General features: G+C 68.1%; 14 protein-coding genes, 3 rRNA genes and 3 pseudogenes. 15 read left to right on the top strand and 5 right to left on the bottom strand.

The window, feature by feature from the left end; all coding sequences use genetic code 11:
- Positions 1-309 precede the first annotated feature (309 nt).
- The 3 genes from QP939_RS06395 to rrf all read left to right on the top strand — a co-directional run bounded on the left by QP939_RS06395 (position 310) and on the right by rrf (position 5446).
- Positions 310-1830, top strand: a 16S ribosomal RNA gene (locus QP939_RS06395).
- 314 nt (positions 1831-2144) lie between these two features.
- A 23S ribosomal RNA gene (locus QP939_RS06390) occupies positions 2145-5264 on the top strand.
- Between the two features lie 65 nt (positions 5265-5329).
- Positions 5330-5446 (top strand): 5S ribosomal RNA (gene rrf, locus QP939_RS06385).
- Together the 16S, 23S and 5S rRNA genes form the textbook arrangement of a ribosomal RNA operon.
- Positions 5447-5517: 71 nt before the next feature.
- On the opposite strand, the gene QP939_RS06380 is transcribed toward rrf, so the two are convergent.
- Positions 5518-5961, bottom strand: coding sequence for an Lrp/AsnC family transcriptional regulator (locus QP939_RS06380; protein WP_285455628.1), 444 nt, complete (start codon positions 5959-5961; stop codon positions 5518-5520).
- 111 nt (positions 5962-6072) lie between these two features.
- Here QP939_RS06380 and QP939_RS06375 point away from each other — a divergent pair.
- From QP939_RS06375 to QP939_RS06355, 5 genes and pseudogenes are all read left to right on the top strand, one after another.
- Positions 6073-6312: pseudogene (locus QP939_RS06375) on the top strand (rhodanese-like domain-containing protein); the annotation flags it as partial.
- 204 nt (positions 6313-6516) lie between these two features.
- Positions 6517-7266 carry a type 1 glutamine amidotransferase gene (locus QP939_RS06370; protein ID WP_285459675.1) on the top strand — a complete coding sequence of 250 codons (750 nt, stop codon included), beginning with the start codon at positions 6517-6519 and terminating at the stop codon, positions 7264-7266.
- Between the two features lie 95 nt (positions 7267-7361).
- Positions 7362-8494: pseudogene (locus tag QP939_RS06365) on the top strand (inorganic phosphate transporter).
- A gap of 29 nt (positions 8495-8523) precedes the next feature.
- Complete coding sequence (locus tag QP939_RS06360) at positions 8524-11499, top strand: bifunctional [glutamine synthetase] adenylyltransferase/[glutamine synthetase]-adenylyl-L-tyrosine phosphorylase (protein WP_285455627.1); 2976 nt, start codon at positions 8524-8526, stop codon at positions 11497-11499.
- Between the two features lie 22 nt (positions 11500-11521).
- Entirely contained in the window at positions 11522-11947 is a 426-nt protein-coding gene (locus QP939_RS06355; protein WP_285455626.1) for an acyl-CoA thioesterase, read from the top strand.
- Between the two features lie 70 nt (positions 11948-12017).
- On the opposite strand, the pseudogene glnA reads toward QP939_RS06355, so the two are convergent.
- Positions 12018-13441 (bottom strand): annotated as a pseudogene (gene glnA, locus QP939_RS06350) (type I glutamate--ammonia ligase).
- A 270-nt stretch (positions 13442-13711) separates the two neighbouring features.
- Between glnA and QP939_RS06345 the strand changes: the two are divergent.
- The gene (locus tag QP939_RS06345; RefSeq protein ID WP_285459673.1) at positions 13712-14101 is read left to right on the top strand and encodes an RDD family protein; all 390 of its coding nucleotides are present in this window, start codon (positions 13712-13714) and stop codon (positions 14099-14101) included.
- Between the two features lie 52 nt (positions 14102-14153).
- On the opposite strand, the gene QP939_RS06340 is transcribed toward QP939_RS06345, so the two are convergent.
- Entirely contained in the window at positions 14154-14882 is a 729-nt protein-coding gene (locus tag QP939_RS06340) for a DUF4191 domain-containing protein (RefSeq protein ID WP_285455625.1), read from the bottom strand.
- A 65-nt stretch (positions 14883-14947) separates the two neighbouring features.
- Between QP939_RS06340 and QP939_RS06335 the strand changes: the two genes are divergently transcribed.
- The 6 genes from QP939_RS06335 to QP939_RS06310 all read left to right on the top strand — a co-directional run bounded on the left by QP939_RS06335 (position 14948) and on the right by QP939_RS06310 (position 20280).
- A complete protein-coding gene (locus tag QP939_RS06335) occupies positions 14948-17032 on the top strand; it encodes an ATP-dependent DNA helicase UvrD2 (protein WP_285455624.1) in 2085 nt (694 codons plus the stop codon).
- 468 nt (positions 17033-17500) lie between these two features.
- A complete protein-coding gene (locus tag QP939_RS06330) occupies positions 17501-17758 on the top strand; it encodes a hypothetical protein (RefSeq protein WP_285455623.1) in 258 nt (85 codons plus the stop codon).
- A 150-nt stretch (positions 17759-17908) separates the two neighbouring features.
- Entirely contained in the window at positions 17909-18262 is a 354-nt protein-coding gene (locus QP939_RS06325; protein ID WP_285455622.1) for a WhiB family transcriptional regulator, read from the top strand.
- A complete protein-coding gene (locus QP939_RS06320) occupies positions 18259-18510 on the top strand; it encodes a hypothetical protein (RefSeq protein WP_285455621.1) in 252 nt (83 codons plus the stop codon). The genes QP939_RS06325 and QP939_RS06320 overlap by 4 nt, the downstream gene beginning before the upstream one ends.
- Positions 18511-19225: 715 nt before the next feature.
- A complete protein-coding gene (locus QP939_RS06315; RefSeq protein WP_285455620.1) occupies positions 19226-20098 on the top strand; it encodes a class I SAM-dependent methyltransferase in 873 nt (290 codons plus the stop codon).
- Positions 20095-20280, top strand: a complete 186-nt coding sequence (locus QP939_RS06310) for a hypothetical protein (RefSeq protein ID WP_285455619.1) — start codon at positions 20095-20097, stop codon at positions 20278-20280. Before QP939_RS06315 ends, QP939_RS06310 begins: the two co-directional genes overlap by 4 nt.
- A gap of 37 nt (positions 20281-20317) precedes the next feature.
- Here the strand turns inward: QP939_RS06310 and QP939_RS06305 are convergent, their stop codons facing one another.
- Together QP939_RS06305 and QP939_RS06300 are read right to left on the bottom strand one after the other, a co-directional pair.
- Complete coding sequence (locus tag QP939_RS06305) at positions 20318-21202, bottom strand: hypothetical protein (RefSeq protein WP_285455617.1); 885 nt, start codon at positions 21200-21202, stop codon at positions 20318-20320.
- Between the two features lie 162 nt (positions 21203-21364).
- Positions 21365-22705, bottom strand: a complete 1341-nt coding sequence (locus QP939_RS06300) for an ABC1 kinase family protein (protein ID WP_285455615.1) — start codon at positions 22703-22705, stop codon at positions 21365-21367.
- Positions 22706-22713 lie beyond the last annotated feature (8 nt).

The raw sequence follows: 22713 nt of genomic DNA, 5'->3' as shown, positions 1-22713 counted from the left end.
CGAAGATCCGGCCGGGCCGAGCGGGTTGACACCGCGGATCGGACCGGGTAATGTTCAGCGTCGGCCCACGAGCGGCCGCCGAATCCCTACGACTAACACCGTAGGCTGAGGCATGCTCGACCAAAAGCTTGTGAATATCGCTTGGAACAACTGCCGAGGATAGAGCCGCTGATAAGGCGGTGAATCCAGAGTGTGTTGCTTGAGAACTCAACAGTGTGCTAGTGAACTAAGCCAGTAGAGCTTATATTTGAAACCCCCTCGTCGGGGTTTCCTTTGAGAAGCAAGAAATTGCCTCGATTGAACTGTTCATTGTTGGAGAGTTTGATCCTGGCTCAGGACGAACGCTGGCGGCGTGCTTAACACATGCAAGTCGAACGCTGAAGCACCTTCGGGTGTGGATGAGTGGCGAACGGGTGAGTAACACGTGGGTAATCTGCCCTGCACTCTGGGATAAGCCTTGGAAACGAGGTCTAATACCGGATATCACCTTTCTAGGCATCTAGAGGGGTTGAAAGTTCTGGCGGTGCAGGATGAACCCGCGGCCTATCAGCTTGTTGGTGGGGTAGTGGCCTACCAAGGCGACGACGGGTAGCCGGCCTGAGAGGGTGACCGGCCACACTGGGACTGAGACACGGCCCAGACTCCTACGGGAGGCAGCAGTGGGGAATATTGCACAATGGGCGAAAGCCTGATGCAGCGACGCCGCGTGAGGGATGACGGCCTTCGGGTTGTAAACCTCTTTCGCCAGGGACGAAGCGCAAGTGACGGTACCTGGATAAGAAGCACCGGCTAACTACGTGCCAGCAGCCGCGGTAATACGTAGGGTGCGAGCGTTGTCCGGATTTATTGGGCGTAAAGAGCTCGTAGGCGGTTTGTCGCGTCGGCCGTGAAATCTCCACGCTTAACGTGGAGCGTGCGGTCGATACGGGCAGACTTGAGTTCGGTAGGGGAGACTGGAATTCCTGGTGTAGCGGTGAAATGCGCAGATATCAGGAGGAACACCGGTGGCGAAGGCGGGTCTCTGGGCCGATACTGACGCTGAGGAGCGAAAGCGTGGGGAGCGAACAGGATTAGATACCCTGGTAGTCCACGCTGTAAACGTTGGGCGCTAGGTGTGGGCGACATCCACGTTGTCCGTGCCGTAGCTAACGCATTAAGCGCCCCGCCTGGGGAGTACGGCCGCAAGGCTAAAACTCAAAGGAATTGACGGGGGCCCGCACAAGCGGCGGAGCATGTGGATTAATTCGATGCAACGCGAAGAACCTTACCTGGGCTTGACATGCGCCAGACATCCCCAGAGATGGGGCTTCCCTTGTGGTTGGTGTACAGGTGGTGCATGGCTGTCGTCAGCTCGTGTCGTGAGATGTTGGGTTAAGTCCCGCAACGAGCGCAACCCTTATCCTACGTTGCCAGCGCGTTATGGCGGGGACTCGTGGGAGACTGCCGGGGTCAACTCGGAGGAAGGTGGGGATGACGTCAAGTCATCATGCCCCTTATGTCCAGGGCTTCACACATGCTACAATGGCTGGTACAGAGGGCTGCGATACCGCGAGGTGGAGCGAATCCCTTAAAGCCGGTCTCAGTTCGGATCGCAGTCTGCAACTCGACTGCGTGAAGTCGGAGTCGCTAGTAATCGCAGATCAGCAACGCTGCGGTGAATACGTTCCCGGGCCTTGTACACACCGCCCGTCACGTCATGAAAGTCGGTAACACCCGAAGCCCATGGCCCAACCCCGTAAGGGGAGGGAGTGGTCGAAGGTGGGACTGGCGATTGGGACGAAGTCGTAACAAGGTAGCCGTACCGGAAGGTGCGGCTGGATCACCTCCTTTCTAAGGAGCACAACACATCCCGATCACCTCGGTGACCGGGAGTGGCCAGGGTTTAACACCCGCACGTGGTGTTGCCTTGGTTGCTCAAGGAATTGTGGAACTACTGGTCTAGGTGAACTCGTGGTGGCGCTGCCGCTGGCTAGTACTGCGAAGCTTGCTTCGCGTGGAACGTTGGCTCGCGGGGTCGGGCGAGGTTCATGTTCCTGGCACACTGTTGGGTCCTGAGGCAACACGCCTTGGGGCTTCTGCCCCAGAGGGACGTTTGTTTCTGGTGTGGTGTTTGAGAACTGTAGAGTGGATGCGAGCATCTTTGTGGTCAAGTTGTTAAGGGCACATGGTGGATGTCTTGGCTTCAGGAGCCGATGAAGGACGTAGGAGGCTGCGATAAGCCTCGGGGAGCTGTCAACCGAGCTGTGATCCGAGGATTTCCGAATGGGGAAACCCAGCACCAGTGATGTGGTGTTACCCGCACCTGAATATATAGGGTGTGTGGAGGGAACGCGGGGAAGTGAAACATCTCAGTACCCGTAGGAAGAGAAAACAACCGTGATTCCGTGAGTAGTGGCGAGCGAAAGCGGAAGAGGCTAAACCGTTTGCATGTCAAGCTGTCAGGCGTTGTGCAGGCGGTGTTGTGGGACCCAGCGTCGAGGATCTGACAGTCCTCGGAACGATCGCGTGTGTTAGTGGAACGCCTTGGGATGGGCGGCCGGAGTGGGTGAGAGCCCCGTACGCGAAAACACATTGTTGATTGTTTGTTTGGTGTTCCCGAGTAGCAGCGAGCTCGTGGAATTTGCTGTGAATCTGCCGGGACCACCCGGTAAGCCTAAATACTTCCTGAAGACCGATAGCGGACGAGTACCGTGAGGGAAAGATGAAAAGTACCCCGGGAGGGGAGTGAAAGAGTACCTGAAACCGTGTGCCTACAAGCCGTCAGAGCCTTTCGGGGTGATGGCGTGCCTTTTGAAGAATGAGCCTGCGAGTTAGTGCTGCGTGGCGAGGTTAACCCGTGTGGGGTAGCCGTAGCGAAAGCGAGTCTGAATAGGGCGAATGTAGTCGCGTGGTCTAGACCCGAAGCGGAGTGATCTACCCATGGCCAGGGTGAAGCGACGGTAAGACGTCGTGGAGGCCCGAACCCACTTAGGTTGAAAACTGAGGGGATGAGCTGTGGGTAGGGGTGAAAGGCCAATCAAACTCCGTGATAGCTGGTTCTCCCCGAAATGCATTTAGGTGCAGCGTCACGTGTTTCTCTGCGGGGGTAGAGCTACTGGATGGTCTAGGGGCCTTACCGGGTTACCGAAATCAACCAAACTCCGAATACCGTAGTGTGAGAGCGTGGCAGTGAGACGGCGGGGGATAAGCTTCGTCGTCGAGAGGGAAACAGCCCAGAACACCAGCTAAGGCCCCTAAGTGTGTGCTCAGTGGGAAAGGATGTGGGATTGCCCAGACAACCAGGAGGTTGGCTTAGAAGCAGCCACCCTTGAAAGAGTGCGTAATAGCTCACTGGTCAAGTGGTCCTGCGCCGACAATGTAGCGGGGCTTAAGCACACCGCCGAAGCTGTGTCATTCGCGCAATACATCGGCTCAACTCCTTGAGGGTTGTGTCTAGTGGTACGGATGGGTAGGGGAGCGTCCTGCATCCAGGGAAGCGGCCGGGTAACCGAGTCGTGGAGGGTGTGGGAGTGAGAATGCAGGCATGAGTAGCGAATGCAGAGTGAGAAACTCTGCCGCCGGATGACCAAGGGTTCCTGGGCCAGGCTAATCCGCCCAGGGTAAGTCGGGACCTAAGGCGAGGCCGACAGGCGTAGTCGATGGACAACGGGTTGATATTCCCGTACCCGAGCATGTGCGCCCATGACGAGGCGTTTGATACTAACCACCCAAAGCCATGGATTGAAGTCTTCGGATGGATGTCTGTGTGTGGAGCGTGGGACCTGATTTCGTAGTAGTCAAGCGATGGGGTGACGCAGGAAGGTAGCTCCGCCAGGCGATGGTTGTCCTGGTGTAAGCGTGTAGGCCGTCATGTAGGCAAATCCGCATGGCAATAGGCTGAGACGTGATGCGTAGCCGTTTGAGGCGAAGTAGAGTGATCCTATGCTGCCGAGAAAAGCCTCTAGTGAGTGCATGCACGGCCCGTACCCCAAACCAACACAGGTGGTCAGGTAGAGAATACCAAGGCGATCGGGTGAACTGTGGTTAAGGAACTCGGCAAAATGCCCCCGTAACTTCGGGAGAAGGGGGGCCAAACATCCTGAAGCTTCTTGCAGGCTAGGGGTGGGTGGCCGCAGAGACCAGCGGAAAGCGACTGTTTACTAAAAACACAGGTCCATGCGAAGTCGCAAGACGATGTATATGGACTGACGCCTGCCCGGTGCTGGAACGTTAAGAGGACCGGTTAGCCTTTCGGGGCGAAGCTGAGAATTTAAGCGCCAGTAAACGGCGGTGGTAACTATAACCATCCTAAGGTAGCGAAATTCCTTGTCGGGTAAGTTCCGACCTGCACGAATGGCGTAACGACTTTCCGGCTGTCTCAACCACAGGCCCGGCGAAATTGCACTACGAGTAAAGATGCTCGTTACGCGCGGCAGGACGGAAAGACCCCGGGACCTTTACTATAGTTTGGTATTGGTTTTCGGTTCGGCTTGTGTAGGATAGGTGGGAGACTGTGAAGCTGCAACGCTAGTTGTGGTGGAGTCGTTGTTGAAATACCACTCTGGTCGAATTGGGAATCTGAACCTCGGGCCATGATCTGGTTCAGGGACAGTGCCTGATGGGTAGTTTAACTGGGGCGGTTGCCTCCTAAAGAGTAACGGAGGCGCCCAAAGGTTCCCTCAGCCTGGTTGGCAATCAGGTGTTGAGTGCAAGTGCACAAGGGAGCTTGACTGTGAGACAGACATGTCGAGCAGGGACGAAAGTCGGGACTAGTGATCCGGCACCTCCTGGTGGAAGGGGTGTCGCTCAACGGATAAAAGGTACCCCGGGGATAACAGGCTGATCTTGCCCAAGAGTCCATATCGACGGCATGGTTTGGCACCTCGATGTCGGCTCGTCGCATCCTGGGGCCGGAGTAGGTCCCAAGGGTTGGGCTGTTCGCCCATTAAAGCGGCACGCGAGCTGGGTTTAGAACGTCGTGAGACAGTTCGGTCCCTATCCGCCGCGCGCGTAGGATACTTGAGGAAGGCTGTCCCTAGTACGAGAGGACCGGGACGGACGAACCTCTGGTGTGCCAGTTGTTCCGCCAGGAGCATGGCTGGTTGGCCACGTTCGGAAGGGATAACCGCTGAAGGCATCTAAGCGGGAAGCCTGTTCCAAGATGAGGTATCCCACCCCATGTGGGTTAAGGCCCCCAACAGACCATTGGGTTGATAGGCCAGAAATGGAAGCACAGTAATGTGTTGTCGAGTTGACTGGTACTAATAGGCCGAGGACTTGCCCACGAAGATGTTACGCATCCACTCTACAGCTCTGAAACACCACACCGGGGTGTGTTGTTTCGTAGTGTTTCGGTGGTTATAGCGTCAGGGAAACGCCCGGTCCCATTCCGAACCCGGAAGCTAAGCCTGACAGCGCCGATGGTACTGCAACCGAAGGGTTGTGGGAGAGTAGGACACCGCCGAACTTACCTTGGGGAAGGCCCCGGTTGAGGACCAGAAATGGTTCTCCCGGGGCCTTTCTTCATGCCCGGAAACCTCAGGGCCGAGCCAGCGGACGCCGTCGTAGCGGCGACGACAGCACCAGTGACGTCGTCGTCTCGCCGTAGCGCTGCACCTTCTCGACCAGCTCCTCCAGCTCGCCCGTGGTCCGGCACAGCACCCGCAGGATCCAGCACTCGTCGCCGGTGATGTGGTCCGCGGCGACGACCTGGGGCAGCGGCAGCACCGCCGTCCGGAACCGCGGCGTGTCCAGGCTCCGCACCCGGGCCCGCACCAGCGCCTCGATCGGCAGCCCCAGCTTCGTCGTGTCCACGTGCGCCCCGTACCCCGTGATCACCCCGCGCTCCTCGAGGCGGCGCACCCGCTCCGTCACCGCGGAGCCGGACAGCGACACCCGGCGGCCGAGCTCGGTAAAGCTCAGGCGGCCGTCCTCCTGGAGGAGCTCCAGCAGGTGCCAGTCGACGTCGTCGAGGGGGTCCACCGCAACTCTCCCGGGTTCGCACGGCCAGAACGGGGAAATCCCCGGCCGACCCGGGCTCCCACGCCGATTCTCCCCTGTGACCGGGACCCCGCCGCCAGCAGGATTGACGGCATGACCACCGCACGCACGCTCACCGTCCCCGCCCCTGCGCCCGAATCCGCCGTCGAGTACTTCGGCGCCGAGCTCGGCTTCGAAGTCGACCCCGACGACCTCGTCCGGGACCTCGAAGCCGGCCGGACCGACGGCTACCTCGTCGTCGAGACCCGCGCTCCCGAGGCCTTCGCCCAGGCGCGCATCCCCGGGGCGATCAACCTGCCCTACCGGGACATGACGGCGGAGAGCACGAAGGACCTCGACCGGGATCTCGTCTACGTCTGCTACTGCGAGAGCTTCCCAGTGCAACGCCGCCACCAAGGGCGCCTTCAAGCTCGCCCAGCTCGGCTTCAAGGTGAAGCGGCTCTCCGGCGGCATCACCGCCTGGACCGCGGCCGGCTACCCGGTGGAAGGAGCCCCGACCACCGGAATCCGCTGCGCCTGCTGACTACCCTGGAAACCGTGACACGATTGCTGATCATCCAGCCGGACGCGTCGGACCCGCTCGGCCCCCTCGGCGACTGGCTGACCGACGCCGGCGCCGAGCTCGACGTCCGCCTGCCGCCGAAGGACGAGCTGCCGACCGCGCTCGACGGCTACCAGGGGGTCGTCTGCCTCGGCGGTGGCATGGGCGCGGGGGACGACGCGAAGCACCCGTGGCTCGCCGACGTCCGGCGGCTGCTGGCCATCGCGGCGTCGAAGCAGCTGCCCACCCTCGGCATCTGCCTCGGCGCCCAGCTGCTGACCGTCGCGACCGGGGGCCGCGTCGAGGTCGGGGCCGACGGGCCCGAGGTCGGCCCGCACCTCGTCGCCAAGAAGGACGCGGCGTGGACCGACCCGCTCTTCGCCGACCTTCCGCTCATGCAGGACGTCCTGCAGTTCCACAACGACGCCATCACCCGGCTCCCGCCCGGTGCCGAGCTGCTCGCGTCCGCGCCGCGCTACGCGAACCAGGCCTTCCGGCTCGGGCGTTGTGTCTACGGTGTCCAGTTCCACATCGAGACGACACCCGCCGTCGTCGCGAGCTGGGCCGAAGACAGCCCCAGGGAGGCGGAATTCGCCCGTCCGGGCTCACTCGAGCACGACGCGTTGACCACCGTGCACGCCGACATCGAGGAGACCTGGCGTCCGTTCGCGCGGCGGTTCGTCCGGTTGGCCGCCGGTGAGCTCGAGCCGGCCGCCGACAGTCAACGGACTTTGCCGCTCGCTTAACGGAAAGCGTCACAACTGAAAACGGCCTGTTAACCGCCCCCGTCACCCGTCAGGTACCTTGCGGGAGGAGTCCCCACAAGGGTGCGGAGGTCGGGGTGGAGCCCTCGTTGCTGGTCGTGATCGTCGTCGTCACGGCCTTGGTATTCGATTTCACGAACGGGTTCCACGACACCGCGAACTCGATGGCGACGTCGATCGCCACGGGCGCGTTGCGGCCGCGGGTGGCCGTCGCCATCTCCGCGGTGTTGAACCTGGTCGGCGCGTTCCTGTCGGTGGAGGTCGCCAAGACGATCTCCAGCGGCTTGGTGGACGACACGAAGATCGGCCCGTCGATCGTGTTCGGCGGGCTGATCGGCGCGATCGTCTGGAACTTGGTGACGTGGTTCGTCGGCTTGCCGTCGAGCCGTCGCACGCCCTCTTCGGCGGCCTGATCGGCGCCACCTGGGTTTCGGCGGGGTCCGATTCGGTCCACTTCGGAAAGATCGTCGAGAAGGTCCTGGTCCCGGCGGCGGCCAGCCCGGTGATCGCCGGGGTGGTCGCGATGGTCGCGACCTACCTGGTCTACCGCTTCCTGGTGCGGGGCCGTCCGGCCACGCGCGGGTTCAAGGTCGGCCAGATCGTCTCGGCGTCGCTCGTCTCGCTCGCGCACGGCACCAACGACGCGCAGAAGACGATGGGCGTCATCACGCTCACGCTCGTCAGCGCCGGCAGCCTGCCGTCGGGCGCGGCCCCGCCCGTCTGGGTGATCATCAGCGCCGCGTGCGCGCTCGCGCTGGGCACCTACCTCGGCGGCTGGCGGATCACGCACACCCTCGGCAAGGGCCTGACCGACATCGAGGGCCCGCAGGGCTTCGCGGCCCAGACGAGCTCGGCGCTGGTCATCCTGGTTTCGTCGCGGCTGGGCTTCCCGCTGTCGACGACGCACGTCTGCTCCGGCGGGATCGTCGGCTCCGGCGTCGGCCGCCGGGACGCGCCGGTCCGCTGGCGGATGGCGGGCCGGATGGTGCTGGCGTGGCTGTTCACCCTGCCCGCCGCCGCGATCGTCGGCGCGGTCTCCGGCAAGGTCGCCTCGCTCGGAACCGCGGGCACCATCGCCGTCGGTGTCGTCGGGCTCGGCGTCGGAGTCGGGATCTACTTCCTTTCGCGGCGCAATCCCGTCACCGCGCACAGCTTCCACGTGCCGGAGCCGACCCCGGCCGAGGTCGAACCGGGCAGGCTCGCCGCCTGAGCCGAGCCGCCGGGATACGGTGGTTCGTGATGGCAGACCGAGCGCGAACGACCGCTTCCGCGGCGAGGTACGGCTTCACGGACGCCCGTGCCGAGGGGCAGCTTCGCGCGGCCGGCTGGTGGGACGACACCGGCCCGGTCGCCGCGGCGGCCGACGTGCTCGCGGCGTTGTCCCGCACCGCCGACCCCGACCTCGCCCTGCGCGGGATCGACCGGATCCGCGAAGCGAACGCCGCCGAGTGGGCGCCGCTCGCGGAGCAGCTGCTCGCCAACCGGACCTTCCGCGGCCGCTTCCTCAGCGTGCTGGGGACGTCGAGCGCCCTGGCCGACTTCCTCGGTGCGAACCCGGCGCAGTGGCGGATGCTCGCCGAGAAGGACAGCACCGATCCCGCGCGCTACCGCGAAGCGCTGCGCACGGCGCTCCTGCGTGACGACGGCTCGGTGCTCACCGGCCTCGAAGCGGAGCAGGCCCTCAAGGTCGCCTACCGCGCGCAGTTGCTCGGCATCGCCGCGGCGGACCTGGGGCACGTCGTCGAAGCCGGGCTGGAGCAGCCGCACTACGCCGAGGTCGCGGCGCAGCTGACCGAGCTGGCCGAGGCCGCGCTGGCGGCCGGGCTGGTGGTCGCCGAGGCCGAGGTCGGCGCCGAAGCCGAGGGCACGCTCGCGATCATCGCCATGGGCAAGTGCGGGGGCCGCGAGCTCAACTACGTCAGCGACGTCGACGTCATCTTCGTCGGCGCGGACGACCTCGGTGTCGCGACGCGCTTGGCGAGCACGGCGATGCGGGTGGTCGGCCGGGCGTGCTTCGAGGTCGACGCCGCGCTGCGCCCGGAAGGCAAGGCCGGCGCGCTGGTCCGCACGCTGGACAGCCACCGCGGCTACTACCAGAAGTGGGCCAAGACCTGGGAGTTCCAGGCGCTGCTGAAGGCACGCCCGGTGGCGGGCGACGCCGAGCTGGGCCGCCAGTACGCCGAGATGGTGGCGCCGATGGTGTGGTCGGCGGCCGACCGGGACAACTTCGTCGACGAGGTGCAGCAGATGCGCCGGCGCGTCGAGGGGCACGTGCCGTCCGAGCACGCCGAGCGCGAGCTGAAGCTGGGCCGCGGCGGGCTGCGCGACGTCGAGTTCGCGGTGCAGCTGCTGCAGCTCGTCCACGGCCGGGTGGACGCGGACCTGCGGTCGCCGTCCACGATGGACGCGCTCGCGGCGCTCGGCGAAGGCGGTTACGTGGGCCGCCAGGACGCCGCCGAGCTGGGCGCGTCGTATGAGTTCCTGCGGATGCTGGAGCACCGGCTGCAGCTGCGGCGGCTGCGCCGGACGCACCTGTTCCCGGCGACGTCGGACACGGACGAGCTGCGGATCCTCGCCCGCGCGAGCGGCATCAAGGCGACCGGCGGCAGGAGCCAGGGCGAGGCGCTGCTGGCGGAGTTCCGCAAGCACGCCAAGGGCATCCGGCGGCTGCACGAGAAGATCTTCTACCGGCCGCTGCTGCAGTCGGTCGCGAACGTGCCGACGGAAGCGCTGCGCCTGACCACGAAACAGGCCGCGAGCCGTCTGGCGGCACTCGGGTACACGGCGCCCGACGGCGCACTCCAGCACATCAAGGCCCTCACAGCGGGCGTCTCGCGGCGCGCGGCGATCCAGCAGGCGCTGCTGCCGGTGCTGCTCGACCTCCTGGCCGACACCCCCGACCCCGACGGCGGCCTGCTGTCGTACCGGAAGGTGTCCGAGGCGCTCGAGGACACGCCGTGGTACCTGCGGGTGCTGCGGGACGAGGGCACGGTGGTGGAGAACCTCGCGGTCCTGCTGGGCACGTCCCACCTGGTGCCGGACCTGCTGGTCCGCGCGCCGGAGGTGCTGCGCCTGCTCGGCGACCCGGCCCGCTTGCTGGGCCGCACCCCGGCCGAGGTGGCGACGTCGCTGCGGGCCGCCGTCCGACGTCAGCCCGGGCTGAACGCGGCGGTGGCGGCAGCGCGCTCACTGCGTCGGCACGAACTGCTGCGCGTGGCGTGCGCGGATCTGCTCGGGTTGCTGGACGTGCCCGCGGTCTGCGAAGCGCTGTCGAGTGTCTGGGTGGCGGTGTTGCAGGGCGCGCTGGCGGCGGCGTTCCGCCAGCGCCAGGCGGAGCTGGGACGCACGCCCGCCCGCATCGCCGTCATCGGGATGGGCCGCCTGGGCGGTGCCGAGCTGGGCTACGGCTCCGACGCCGACGTGCTCTTCGTGTGCGAGCCGTCCGAAGGCGTCTCGGACGCGGACGCGGTGAAGTTCGCCTCGTCGGTAGCGGAGACGGTCCGGAAGATGCTGGGCGCGCCGAGCTCGGACCCGGCCCTGCTGGTCGACGCGGACCTGCGGCCGGAGGGCCGGAGCGGGCCGCTGGTGCGCACGCTGGAGTCATACCGCGCGTACTACGCCCGCTGGGGCGAGGTGTGGGAGGCACAAGCGTTGTTGCGGGCCCGGTTCGTCGCGGGCGACGACGAGCTGGGCGAGCGGTTCATCGCGATGATCGACCCGATCCGCTACCCGGAGGGCGGGCTGGACGCGACGAAGGCGCGCGAGATCCGCCGCATCAAGGCGAGGGTGGAGACGGAGCGGATGCCGCGCGGCGCCGACCCGACGCGCCACACGAAGCTGGGGCGAGGCGGCCTCGCCGACGTCGAGTGGACGGTCCAGCTGCTGCAGCTGCAGCACGCGTGTTCGGTCCCGGGCCTGCGCACGACGTCCACGCTGGACGCGCTGGCGGTGCTGCCGGAGGCGGGCCTGGCCGAGCAGTCGGAGGCGGACTCGCTGGCGGAGGCGTGGTTGCTGGCGACCCGCGTCCGCAACGCGGGCATGCTGGTCCGCGGCAAGGCGGTGGACGAGGTCCCGGGCTCGGGCCGCGACCTGGCGGCGGTGGCGCGGGTGCTGGGCCAGTCGGCGGAGGACGACCCCGGCGAGTTCCTCGACACCTACCGGCGGATCACGCGCCGGGCGCACACCGTGGTGGAGCACCTGTTCTACGAGGCCTGAGCGGTCGCTTACAGTGGGGAGCGTGACTGAGCGCGAGCCGTTCCGGACCCGGATCAAGGTCCGGCACTACGAGTTGGACACCCTGGGCCACCTCAACCACGCCGTGTACCACTCGTACGGCGAGGTTTCGAGGCTGGAGCTGCTGGAACGGGCGGGCGCGCTGAAGGACATGGGCAACGTCGCGTCGGTGCTGCTGGAGACGAACGTGGTGTTCCGCCGCGAGCTGCGCGCGGGCGACGAAGTCGACGTGACGTGCGACGTCAAGTTCGGCAGCGGCAAGACGTTCAAGATGGATTCGAACATCTACAAGCTCGACGGCACGCTGGCCGCGGAGATCACCTGCACGATGGGGCTGATGGACCTGGAGCTCCGCAAGCTGGTGGCGGACCCGCGCGGCCGCTTCGAAGCGGCGGGCGCGGACATGAAGCTGCTGTCGACGGCGGAGTAGAGACGAGAAACGCCGGCGGCGAGGGCTTTTCGCTCCTCGCCGCCGGCGTGTCCAGGGCCGTACTACCGGATCACACGTCGTAGTACAGGGCGAACTCGTACGGGTGCGGGCGCAGCCGCAGCGGGTCGATCTCGTTCTCGCGCTTGTACGAGATCCACGTCTCGATCACGTCCGGCGTGAACACGCCACCCTCGAGCAGATAGTCGTGGTCGGCCTCGAGCGTGTCGAGCACCGTGCCCAGGTCGGCCGGGACCGTCTGGACGTTCTTGGCCTCCTCCGGCGGAGCTCGTAGAGGTCCTTGTCGATGGGGTCCGGCGGCTCGATCTTGTTCTTGATGCCGTCGAGACCGGCCATCATCATGGCCGAGAACGCCAGGTACGGGTTGCCCGACGAGTCCGGGCAGCGGAACTCGGCGCGCTTGGCCTTCGGGTTGTTGCCCGTGATCGGGATGCGGACGCAAGCCGAGCGGTTGCGCTGCGAGTAGACCAGCGAAACCGGCGCCTCGAAGCCCGGCACCAGGCGGTGGTAGGAGTTCACCGTCGGGTTCGTGAAGGCCAGCAGGCTCGGGGCGTGCTTGAGCAGGCCGCCGATGTAGTGGCGCGCGGTGTCCGACAGGCCGGCGTAGCCCGACTCGTCGTGGAACAGCGGCTGGCCGTCCTTCCACAGCGACTGGTGGCAGTGCATGCCCGAGCCGTTGTCGCCCGCGAGCGGCTTCGGCATGAACGTCGCGGTCTTGCCCGCGGCGAACACCGTGTTCTTCACGATGTACTTGAACAGCTGCAAGTCGTCCGCCGCGTGCAGCAGCGTGTTGAACTTGTAGTTGATCTCGGTCTGGCCGGCGGTGCCCACCTCGTGGTGCGCGCGCTCGATCTCGAAACCGGTGTTGGTCAGGTTGCGGACGATCTCGTCGCGCAGGTCGGCGAAGTGGTCGACCGGCGGGACCGGGAAGTAGCCGCCCTTGAACTTCGTCTTGTAGCCCTGGTTGCCGCCGACCTCGTCGGCGCCGGTGTTCCACCAGCCCTCGATCGAGTCGATCTCGTGGAACGAGGCGTGCTCGGCGGAGTCGAAGCGGACCGAGTCGAAGATGTAGAACTCGGCTTCGGGGCCGAAGTACACGTTGTCGGCGACGCCGTACTCGGAGATGTACTGCTCGGCCTTGCGCGCGATGTTGCGCGGGTCACGGCTGTACGCCTCGCGTGTGAACGGGTCGTGGACGAAGAAGTTCAGCGCGAGCGTCTTCGCCTTGCGGAACGGGTCGATACGCGCGGTCGCCGCGTCCGGCAGGAGCAGCATGTCGGACTCGTGGATGGACTGGAAGCCGCGCACCGAGGAGCCGTCGAACGCGAGACCCTCTTCGAAGGCTTCTTCGGTAAAGGCCTTCGCGGGGACCGTGAAGTGCTGCATCACGCCGGGCAGGTCGCAGAACTGGACGTCGACAACTTCGACGTCCTCGTCGGCGATGAGGCGCTGGATGTCGTCTGGAGTAGTGGGCACCCTCGGTGACTCCTTCGTATTCGAGCTCGTACGGCAGTGCTCTCTTCGGCTCACGCTAAAAGCGCGGTGTTGCCCGACCGTCACCCGTATGTTTCGCGGGTGTTAACGGGTGGGTGGATACCGGCTATCCGACCAGGGCGAATGTGGTCCGCGCCACCGGCATACCCTGGATGGGTGGCGAGATGGACCGGTGAATGGCTCCCGGGCACCGGCGACGGTGGTCAGGGTACTGATCAGCAGGGCGCGCGCTGGCCGGGCGAAAAGCTCGGTTTGCCCGAATCGGGCGTCGGCTCGGCGGCGAGCGGCGGGGCCCGGCTGCTCGGACTGGTCGTCGACCTCGTCATCGCGGCGCTGGTCACGGCCATCTTCCTGCACCCGAACCTGCAGGACCCGGTCGCGATGCAGAACTTCAACCTCTGGTCCGGCGGCGTGTGGGCGATCATCTCCGTCGTGTCGGCCGGCTTCTTCGGCTTCACGCCCGGGATGGGTGTCGTCGGCATCCGCGTCGCCCGCCTCGACGGCGCCGCGCTGGTCGGGCCGCTGCGCGCGCTGGTGCGGGCGGTGCTGACGTTCGTGATCATCCCGGCGGCGGTCCGCAACGCCGACGGCCGCAGCTGGCTCGACCGGCTGACCGGCACCGTCGTCATCCGGATGCGCTGACCACGACGAAGGCCCCCGTCCGGATCGGACGGGGGCCTTCGTCGTGTGCGAGTCAGCGGCGGCGGATCGTGCGCTGGACGTTGCGCATCTTCGCGCCGGCGGGCATCGGGCCCTTCGGGAGCGCCGCGCCGCGGTTGCCGAGCGCGGCGAGCTTCGCCTCGAGCGCGTCGACCTGGGCCGGCTTGAGGTTGCGCGGCAGCTTCATCAGGAAGCCCTGCAGCTTCTTCAGCGGGATCTGGCCCTCTTCGTGGCCGATCGTCACGTCGTAGATCGGGGTGTCGCCGATCAGGCGGGAGACGCGCTTCTTCTCCTGGGCGAGCAGCGTCTTGACGCGGTGCGGCGCGCCCTCGGCGACGAGCACCACGCCGGGGCCGCCGAGCACGCGGTGCACGGCGTCGAGCTGCGTGGTCGCCGCGACGGTCGGCGTCACCTTCCAGCGGCCGCGCAGGTTCTCCAGCGCCCACGCCGCGGCGCCGGGCTGGCCGTCGGCCTTCGAGTAGACCGTCTTCTGCACGCGGCGGCCGAAGATGATCATGGCCAGCAGGGCGCCGAGGATCAGGCCCAGCGGCAGCAGCACCCACTGCGCGTCGAAGAAGAAGCCGATCCCGAACGCCACGCCGGCGACGACGACGATCGCGCCGACCATCCACGGGATGAGCCAGGGGTCTTCCTTGCGCTGCATCTTGAAGGCCTCGAAGAGCTGGCCACGGCGGGCCTTGCTCGCCGCGCGCTTCTCCTTCTTGGCCTGCTTGGCCGCTTCCTTGTCCTGCTGTCCCGCCATATGACCAGGATACGGCCGCGTGCCCCTGCCCCGATTCCCCGTCCCCCTCTGCGAGGATGCGGGACGTGACCGGCGTACTTTCCCCCAGGAGCCTGAACCGACTGCTCGATGGTCTCGACCCCGAGCAGCGCGCCGCCGCCAGTGCCCCGCGGGGGCCGGTCTGCGTGCTCGCCGGCGCCGGCACGGGCAAGACCCGCACGATCACCCACCGGATCGCCCACCTCGTCCGGTCCGGGCACGTTTCCGCTGGTCAGGTTCTCGCCGTCACGTTCACGACGCGCGCCGCGGGGGAGATGCGGACCCGGCTGCGCGGCCTCGGCGTCGAGGCGGCGCAGGCGTTGACGTTCCACGCCGCCGCCCGCCGCCAGCTGCGGTACTTCTGGCCGCGCGTGGTCGGCGACCGGCCGTGGGAGCTGCTGGAGAACAAGCTGCGCTTCGTCGGCCAGGCGGCGAACCGGGCGCGGCTGGGCACCGAGGTCGAGGTGCTGCGCGACCTGGCGAGCGAGATCGAGTGGGCGAAGGCGTCCCTGATCAGCCCGGACGACTACCCGGCCGTGACGGCGCGCGCCCAGCGCGACATCCCGGCGCCGGCGGCGCAGGTGGCCGAGGTTTACCGCACGTACGAAGAACTGAAGAACGCCGCGCAGGTCCTCGACTTCGACGACCTCCTGCTGCACACCACGGCGGTGCTCGAGGAGCACGGCGTCGTCGCGGAGGAGTTCCGCGACCGCTACCGCTGCTTCGTCGTCGACGAGTACCAGGACGTGACGCCGCTGCAGCAGCGCCTGCTCGACGCGTGGCTCGGCGGCCGCGACGACCTGACGGTGGTCGGCGACGCCAACCAGACGATCTATTCGTTCGGCGGCGCGTCGCCGCGGCCGCTGCTGGAGTTCACCCGCCGCTACCCGGACGCGACGGTCGTCCGGCTTGAGCGCGACTATCGGTCGACACCGGAGGTCGTTTCGCTGGCGAACCGCGTGATCGGCGCGGCGCGGGGACGGCCGGCGGGGTCGCGGCTGAAGCTGATCGGCCAGCGTCCGTCGGGGCCGGAGCCGCGGTTCGCCGAGTTCGACGACGAGGCGGTCGAGGCCGAGGCGGTCGCGCGGCGGGTCCGCGAGCTGCTCGACGGCGGCGTCGCGGCGAGCGAGATCGCGATCTTGTATCGCGTGAACGCCCAGTCGGAGGCGTACGAGTCGGCGCTGGCGGAGGCGGGCATCCCGTACCTGGTCCGCGGCGGCGAGCGGTTCTTCAACCGGACGGAGGTCCGGCAGGCGATGTCGGCCCTGCGCACGGCGAGCGGCGACGTCAGTTCCGACCTGGTGACGACGGTCCGCTCGGTGCTGGCGCGGGTGGGCCTGACGGAGTCCCCGCCGGCGGGCGGCGCGGCGAAGGAGCGGTGGGACGCGCTGCTGGCGATCGTCGAACTGGCCGAGGAGCTCGCCGCGACGGTTTCCGACGCCGACCTGCCGCGTTTCTGCGCCGAGCTGGACCAGCGCGCGGCGGCCCAGCACCCGCCGACGGTGGAGGGCGTGACGCTGGCATCGCTGCACGCGGCGAAGGGCCTGGAGTGGGACGCGGTGTTCCTGGTCGGCCTGGCGGAGGGAACGATGCCGATCCTCCACGCGGGCGACGACGAAGCGGCGATCGAAGAGGAGCGGCGCCTGTTCTACGTGGGCGTGACGCGGGCCCGCGAGCACCTGTGGTTGTCGTGGGCACTGGCCCGAACGCCGGGGGGACGGCGAAACCGCCGCCGCAGCAGGTTTTTGTACGGCCTGATCCCGGAGGACCACCCGGCGGCCCGGGTGGCTCGGTCGCAGCAGAAGCCGTCGGCGCCGATCAAGACGCGCTGCCGAGTGTGCGGCGGACCGCTGCTGGAGACGCTCGAGGTGAAGCTGGGCCGCTGCGGGCGCTGCCCGTCGACGGTGGACGAGGACCTGCTGGAGCGGCTGAAGTCGTGGCGCGCCGACCGGGCGAGGGAGCTGAAGGTGCCGGCGTTCGTGGTGTTCACGGACGCGACGCTGATGGCGATCGCCGAGCAACGCCCGGCTGATGAAGCGGCGCTGGTGTCGATCTCGGGGATCGGCGCCACGAAGTTGGAGCGGTTCGGTGCGGAGATCCTCAAGGTGGTGCGGGCTTCCGCGAGCGCCTGAGGTTGAGGTGGGCGCGCTGGTTGTGCGGCGCCGCTCGCGGCCGGGTCGGTTGCGATCGAGCCGCTCGTGGGCAGTCCGCCGTGCCCGAGCTGCTCGCATTGGCCGGGCCCGCCCGTCGGCGCCGTCCGGGGCGTGCCGCGCTGCCCTTTCGGGCGGACTGAAGTGCCGCGACCGTTTCGAGGGTCGCCGCGGGGCTCGTGTCCGCCCGGCCGTGGACCTGCGTCGCTCGGGCCGGGTGACCGCGCCGATGCGGTGTCGGCCGCGCGCGGGGCATGATCCACGCGGCGAACCCGCTGCTCAGGGGCGATCTTCGCAACTTCGAGGATTTTCCGGTTAATTGAGTTGCCCCCGTGTGGTGGGGGGCAATAACCTGCCAGTACCGAGCCCGAAGGGCTCGGCTGGGGATCCACGTGACAGCGCCGCTCGGCGGCCGTGTGTGCAGAGTACAGATGAGGAGGTGCCGGTGAAATGACCATCAACATGACGCTCACGAACCCGGGCACCCGTCTGTCCTGCGCCGCGGAAGTTGCGGCTGCTCAGCGCCCGGGCACTGGTGTGTCCGTGAGCGCGCACGAGATCCGTGGCATGCGTCGCGTCGAGCGGCGTTGGGCCACCGGTGTCGTCGTCTTCGGGACGCAGGGCGTTCTCGCCGCGTACCCGCAGGCCGATCTGCCGACCATCAAGCAGTTCCGTGTTCCGTTGTCGATACGGGAGCGAAGTTCCTGACCTAGTCAGGACACGAGGCTCACGAAGGCCGCGGAACCGGAAAACCCGGATCCGCGGCCTTCGTGTTTTTGGCTGCACAACCCAAGAGGACCAGCGTTGCCCAGCTCCATCTCCCAACCGAAAACCCGTACGACACAAGGAGGAACTGCCATGTCTTCGGCCATCGCCTACACCTCGGGTGAGGCAATATTCGCCGACCTGCTCGACCCGATCGCCGTGCCCGACGCGGCGCTGCCCTGCCGTTCGGGCGACGCGGACCTGTGGTTCGCGGAGTCCCCGGCCGAGCTCGAGCGCGCCAAGGCCCAGTGCGCGGACTGCCCGGTGCGCGAGGCGTGCCTGGCCGGTGCCCTGGCCCGTCGCGAGCCGTGGGGCGTCTGGGGCGGCGAGATCTTCGAGCGCGGCGTGGTGATCGCGCGCAAGCGGCCCCGTGGCCGTCCGCGCAAGAACGCGACCGTCGAGCCCGCCGCTGCCAAGAGCGGCGATCACCGGAGCGCCGCCGCATGAGCGTCGAACCGGTCACGACCAGGGATTACGAAGCTCGCATCGACGAGCAGCTGCAGTTGACGAAGACCGAGATCGAGGAGATCAGCGAGATGTTGCTTTACGAAGAACTGTCGAGGGCCCGAATACGGGATCTGGAAGAGGGGGTCCGCGCCCAGCGGGCCCGAGGTAGCGCACGAGCGGTACGCCGCTGGACGCGAGTAGCCCGCTGGGCGGCTCGCCGAGCGGAGCGGTACCAGGACCAGAACTGAGCGAGGGCCCCCGCCGCCTCCGGGCGGCGGGGGCCCTCGCGCGCGTTTGTGGGTGGGCCGCCGGTGTCGCGGCGGTTGGGACCGGGTCGGCTTCACGGTTGCTCGGCGCGGCTGCTGCTTGCCGCGGTGGTTGCGGCGCGCCCACGTGGAGCGGCAAGTCGTGCGGGGCGGCGGCTCGGGCGGGACGGCGGCAGCTTGTGCGGCGGCGGTGCGGTGAGGGCATGCTTCGGTCGCCGGGTCGCCGGGTCGCCGGGTCGCCGGGTCGCCGGGTCGCCGGGTCGCCGGGTCGCCGGGTCGCCGGGTCGCCGGGTCGCCGGGTCGCCGGGTCGCCGGGTCGCCGGGTCGCCGGGTCGCCGGGTCGCCGGGTCGCCGGGTCGCCGGGTCGCCGGGTCGCCGGGTCGCCGGGTCGCCGGGTCGCCGGGTCGCCGGGTCGCCGGGTCGCCGGGTCGCCGGGTCGCCGGGTCGCCGGGTCGCCGGGTCGCCGGGTCGCCGGGTCGCCGGGTCGCCGGGTCGCCGGGTCGCCGGGTCGCCGGGTCGCCGGGTCGCCGGGTCGCCGGGTCGCCGGGTCGCCGGGTCGCCGGGCGGTCGTGCGGCCGGGTCGTCGCGGGACTGGCTAGCGTGGTGCCGCTTGCGGGCGGCGCCCCTTTCGTGGCCTCCTTCTTGTCGGCCCGCTCGGTGCGGTTGGGCCGGGGCCTCGCTGGTGTTGAATGGGGTGATGTCCGTACACACCCACGATCACATCGACTGGGCGGACCGCCTGGCCCAGCTGCGCATGGCCGATGCCCTCGACGCCGAAGCCCTCGCGCCCGTCGCGCGGCGGCTGGTTTCGATGGTTCCGGAACGGCCGACCCTTGTTGATGTCGGGTGTGGGGCCGGGGGCATGAGCGTGCTCTTCGCGCGCGAGCTTGCCCGTGGCGCCGGGGGCACCGTCGCTCTTGTCGATGCCACGCCCGCCCTGCTCGAGGAGGCTCGGCGGGTTGTCTCCGCGGCCGCCGGTGAACGGGTTGATGTTGTCGCGCAAGCCGGGGACCTCGCCGATCCCGCGTTGGGTTCTCGGGTTGCCGCCGCTGATCTTGTTTGGGCCTCCGGCGTTGTGCACCACGTCGGTGATCAGCAGGCCGCCCTGCGCACCCTCGCCGGGTTGCTCAAGCCCGGCGGGGTGCTCGCCATCGGTGAGGGTGGGCTTGACATGCGATGCCTCCCCTGGGAACTCGGCGTCGGGCGGCCTGGGCTGGAACAGCGGTTGCTCGGCGCGCGGGCCGTCTGGTTTGAAGGGATGCGGGCCGGGCTTCCCGGCAGTGTCTCCATGCCCTATGGCTGGCCGCGCGCTCTGCGTGAAGCCGGGCTCGCCGACGTCGAGTCCTTCGGTGCGCTCATCGATCACCCCATGCCTGGCTCCGACCTCCTTCGCGAATACGTCGTGCACCGCATCGGGTGGCTCGCCGAGTCGGCTGGGGACCTGCTCGACGCCGATGATCGGGATGCCGTTGCCGCGCTGATCGATCCTGATGGCCCGCACTTCCTCGGGAAGCGGGACGACCTCTTCCTCTTCGGCGCCAAGGCGATCCACTGTGGACGGTTGCCGTGAGCGCGCCGGAGCCCGTTGTGTGCACGCGCTGTGGGCGCGCCCGCAGCGCCGACGATGACCCGGCCACCGCGCTCGCCTGGGTCTCCACCCGCGAGCGGGGCGCCCTCCGGTGGCTCTGCCCGGACTGCGCGCGGCAGCACGTGCGGGACATCGAAGGGAAGCTGCCCGACGAGTACTGGTGACCGACCCGGGCTTTGGTGCTGTCCGCGTTGTGGTGGCTCATGCCGCGTCGCCTGGTTGGGTCATCGGGACCGTTCGCACCCTGGGGCGGGGTGTTCGGGATGCGTCCCCGAATGCCGATGCCAGCTCTCGGGCCACCTCGTTCGGTACCTGGCGCAGCTGGGGGACCGTGCAGCGCACCAGGACTATGCCCGTCGCCGCCAGGGCCAGGTGCGAGAAGCCCGCCGTGGGCGGGGCGCACCGGTACTGCCACGCCAGGCCGATCTCGTCCCACCACGCGTCCGCCTCGCCGATGCGGCGGCCTCGGCGGTCGCAGATCGTCACGTCCCACGCTGGCGGCGGGAGCCGAGCCGTGTCCAGGACCTTCGCCGCCAGGCCGTGGGCCTGGATCGGGCCCTCGTCCAGCTCGCGGAGGACCTTCCGGACCGCCGCCGAGCCGCGTTGGGCACCCGTCTCCAGCTCCGCCAGCAGCTCCTGCCGGTCGCACAGACCCCAGTAGAGCGACAGCGTCAGGAAGTGACGGATGCGCGCCGGGTCGGGCTCGGCACGCACCAGGTCGAGCGTCGCCCTCGCCGGCGGGGCGAACGGTAGCCCGTCGACCACCACCGGCTCCGGCACGCGGGCCGTGCGCGCCGCGCGGACGCCCTCGTACGGCACGATCCGGCAGTACTCCGGCACCAGCAGCTGGATGTCGCCCGCCTCCGGGCACTTCACGCCGTGGGCGCGCAATGCGTCCGCGCCGGTGATCACCGCCCTCGGCCCGTACCGCACCAGCGCGGCGTGCAGCAGCTGCTGCCGCGTCGGCGCGGTGTTGCGCAGCAGGACGACACCGGGGTGCAGGCGGCGCCACGGCCCTCCCGGGCCGCAGAGCCGCCGGGTTCTTCGATCGGATACTCCGGCGCGGCGTAACTGTTCGAGGTTCATCACCTCGCACGTGCCGGGGTTACTGAGGGCCAGTGGGTCAACGCAGTGAGTAGCAGTCATGCATCGAGCATGGAGGCTCGGCCAACCGGGTGGAACCCCGTTCCCCGCGCCTGTGGACAACTCGCCCGGAACCACCCGTTCGAGGCGTGCCCTGTGGACAACTCAGGCGGCGAACCCGGGCTGCCAGCGCTCGACGATCCCGCGGGCGGGGATCTCCGCGTCGAGCTGGCAGAGGATGCCCGTCGAACCCGCCGTGACCCGGTGGATCATCAGGTACTCGGGCGGCAGGTTGAGCGAACGGCCGACGCGGAAGTCGTTGCCGCGGCTGTCGCCCACCCGTCCCGCCTGCTTCTGCATCCACCGGCGCGTGAAGTGGAACGTCGGCTCGGCCAGCGGCTCGGTGAACGGCGCCAGGTACGCCAGCACCTCGTCCGCCGTCAGGTCGCTGTCCGGCCGGATGAACCGGTTCTCCCGCAGCAGGCGCATCAGCTCGGTGGACTGGCCGTCGAGGGCCAGCCGCGTCATCTCGCCCAGGTGGCGGGGGATGCCGTCGGGCAGGCGCGCGACCCCGCCGAAGTCGATGACGCACAGCCTGTCGTCCGCCGTGATCATGAAATTGCCCGGGTGCGGGTCCGAATGCAGCAGGTGGACGCGCTCGGGGGAGGAGTAGTGGAACTCCGCCAGCAGCCGGCCCGCCAGGTTCCGGGTCTCGCGGTCGCCGTCCGCGATCACCTTCGACAGCGGCGTGCCGTTCGCCCACTCCGTCACGACGACCTTCGGCGCGCTGGCGACCACCCGCGGCACCAGGATGCCGGGGTCGCCGTCGAACGCCTTCGCGAAGGCGCGCTGGTGCTGGGCTTCAGCCTGGTAGTCCAGCTCCTCGTTCATCCGCTCGGCGAGCTCGGCCAGCAGCGGCTTGACCTCGGTGCCGGGCACGAACGCCTGGAACAGCCTGCTGAACCGCTGCAGCTGCCGCAGGTCGCTGCGCAACGCCTCGTCGGCGCCCGGGTACTGCACCTTGACCGCGACCTCGCGGCCGTCGTGCCAGACCGCGCGGTGCACCTGGCCGATGCTCGCGGCCGCCGCCGGCTCGTCGTCGAACGACGTGAACCGGCTGGTCCAGGTGCGGCCCAGCTGCTCGGCGAGCACGCGGTGGGTCTGCCGGACCGACATCGGCGGCGCCGCGGCCTGCAGCTTCGTCAGCGCCTCCCGGTACGGCTTCGCCATGTCGTCCGGCACCGCCGCCTCGAACACGCTCAGGGCCTGGCCGAACTTCATCGCCCCGCCCTTGAGCGTGCCGAGCACCTCGAACAGCTGCTCGGCGGCCTTGGCCGAGAGCGTCGCGCTGACCTGCTCCGCGCTCTGGCCGGCCAGCCGCTTGCCCCAGCCGCCGACCGCCCGCCCGGCGATCCCGAGGGGGAGACTGGCGAGCTTGGCGGTACGGGCGGCACCCTTGCGCGGCATCGCGGTGTCACGATCGGCTGGGTCGCGGAAGTCGGTCACACCGGCGA

It is taken from the genome of Amycolatopsis nalaikhensis (assembly GCF_030264295.1).
Lineage (GTDB): Bacteria > Actinomycetota > Actinomycetes > Mycobacteriales > Pseudonocardiaceae > Amycolatopsis > Amycolatopsis nalaikhensis.
This window is presented reverse-complemented; position numbering and strand designations above follow the sequence as displayed.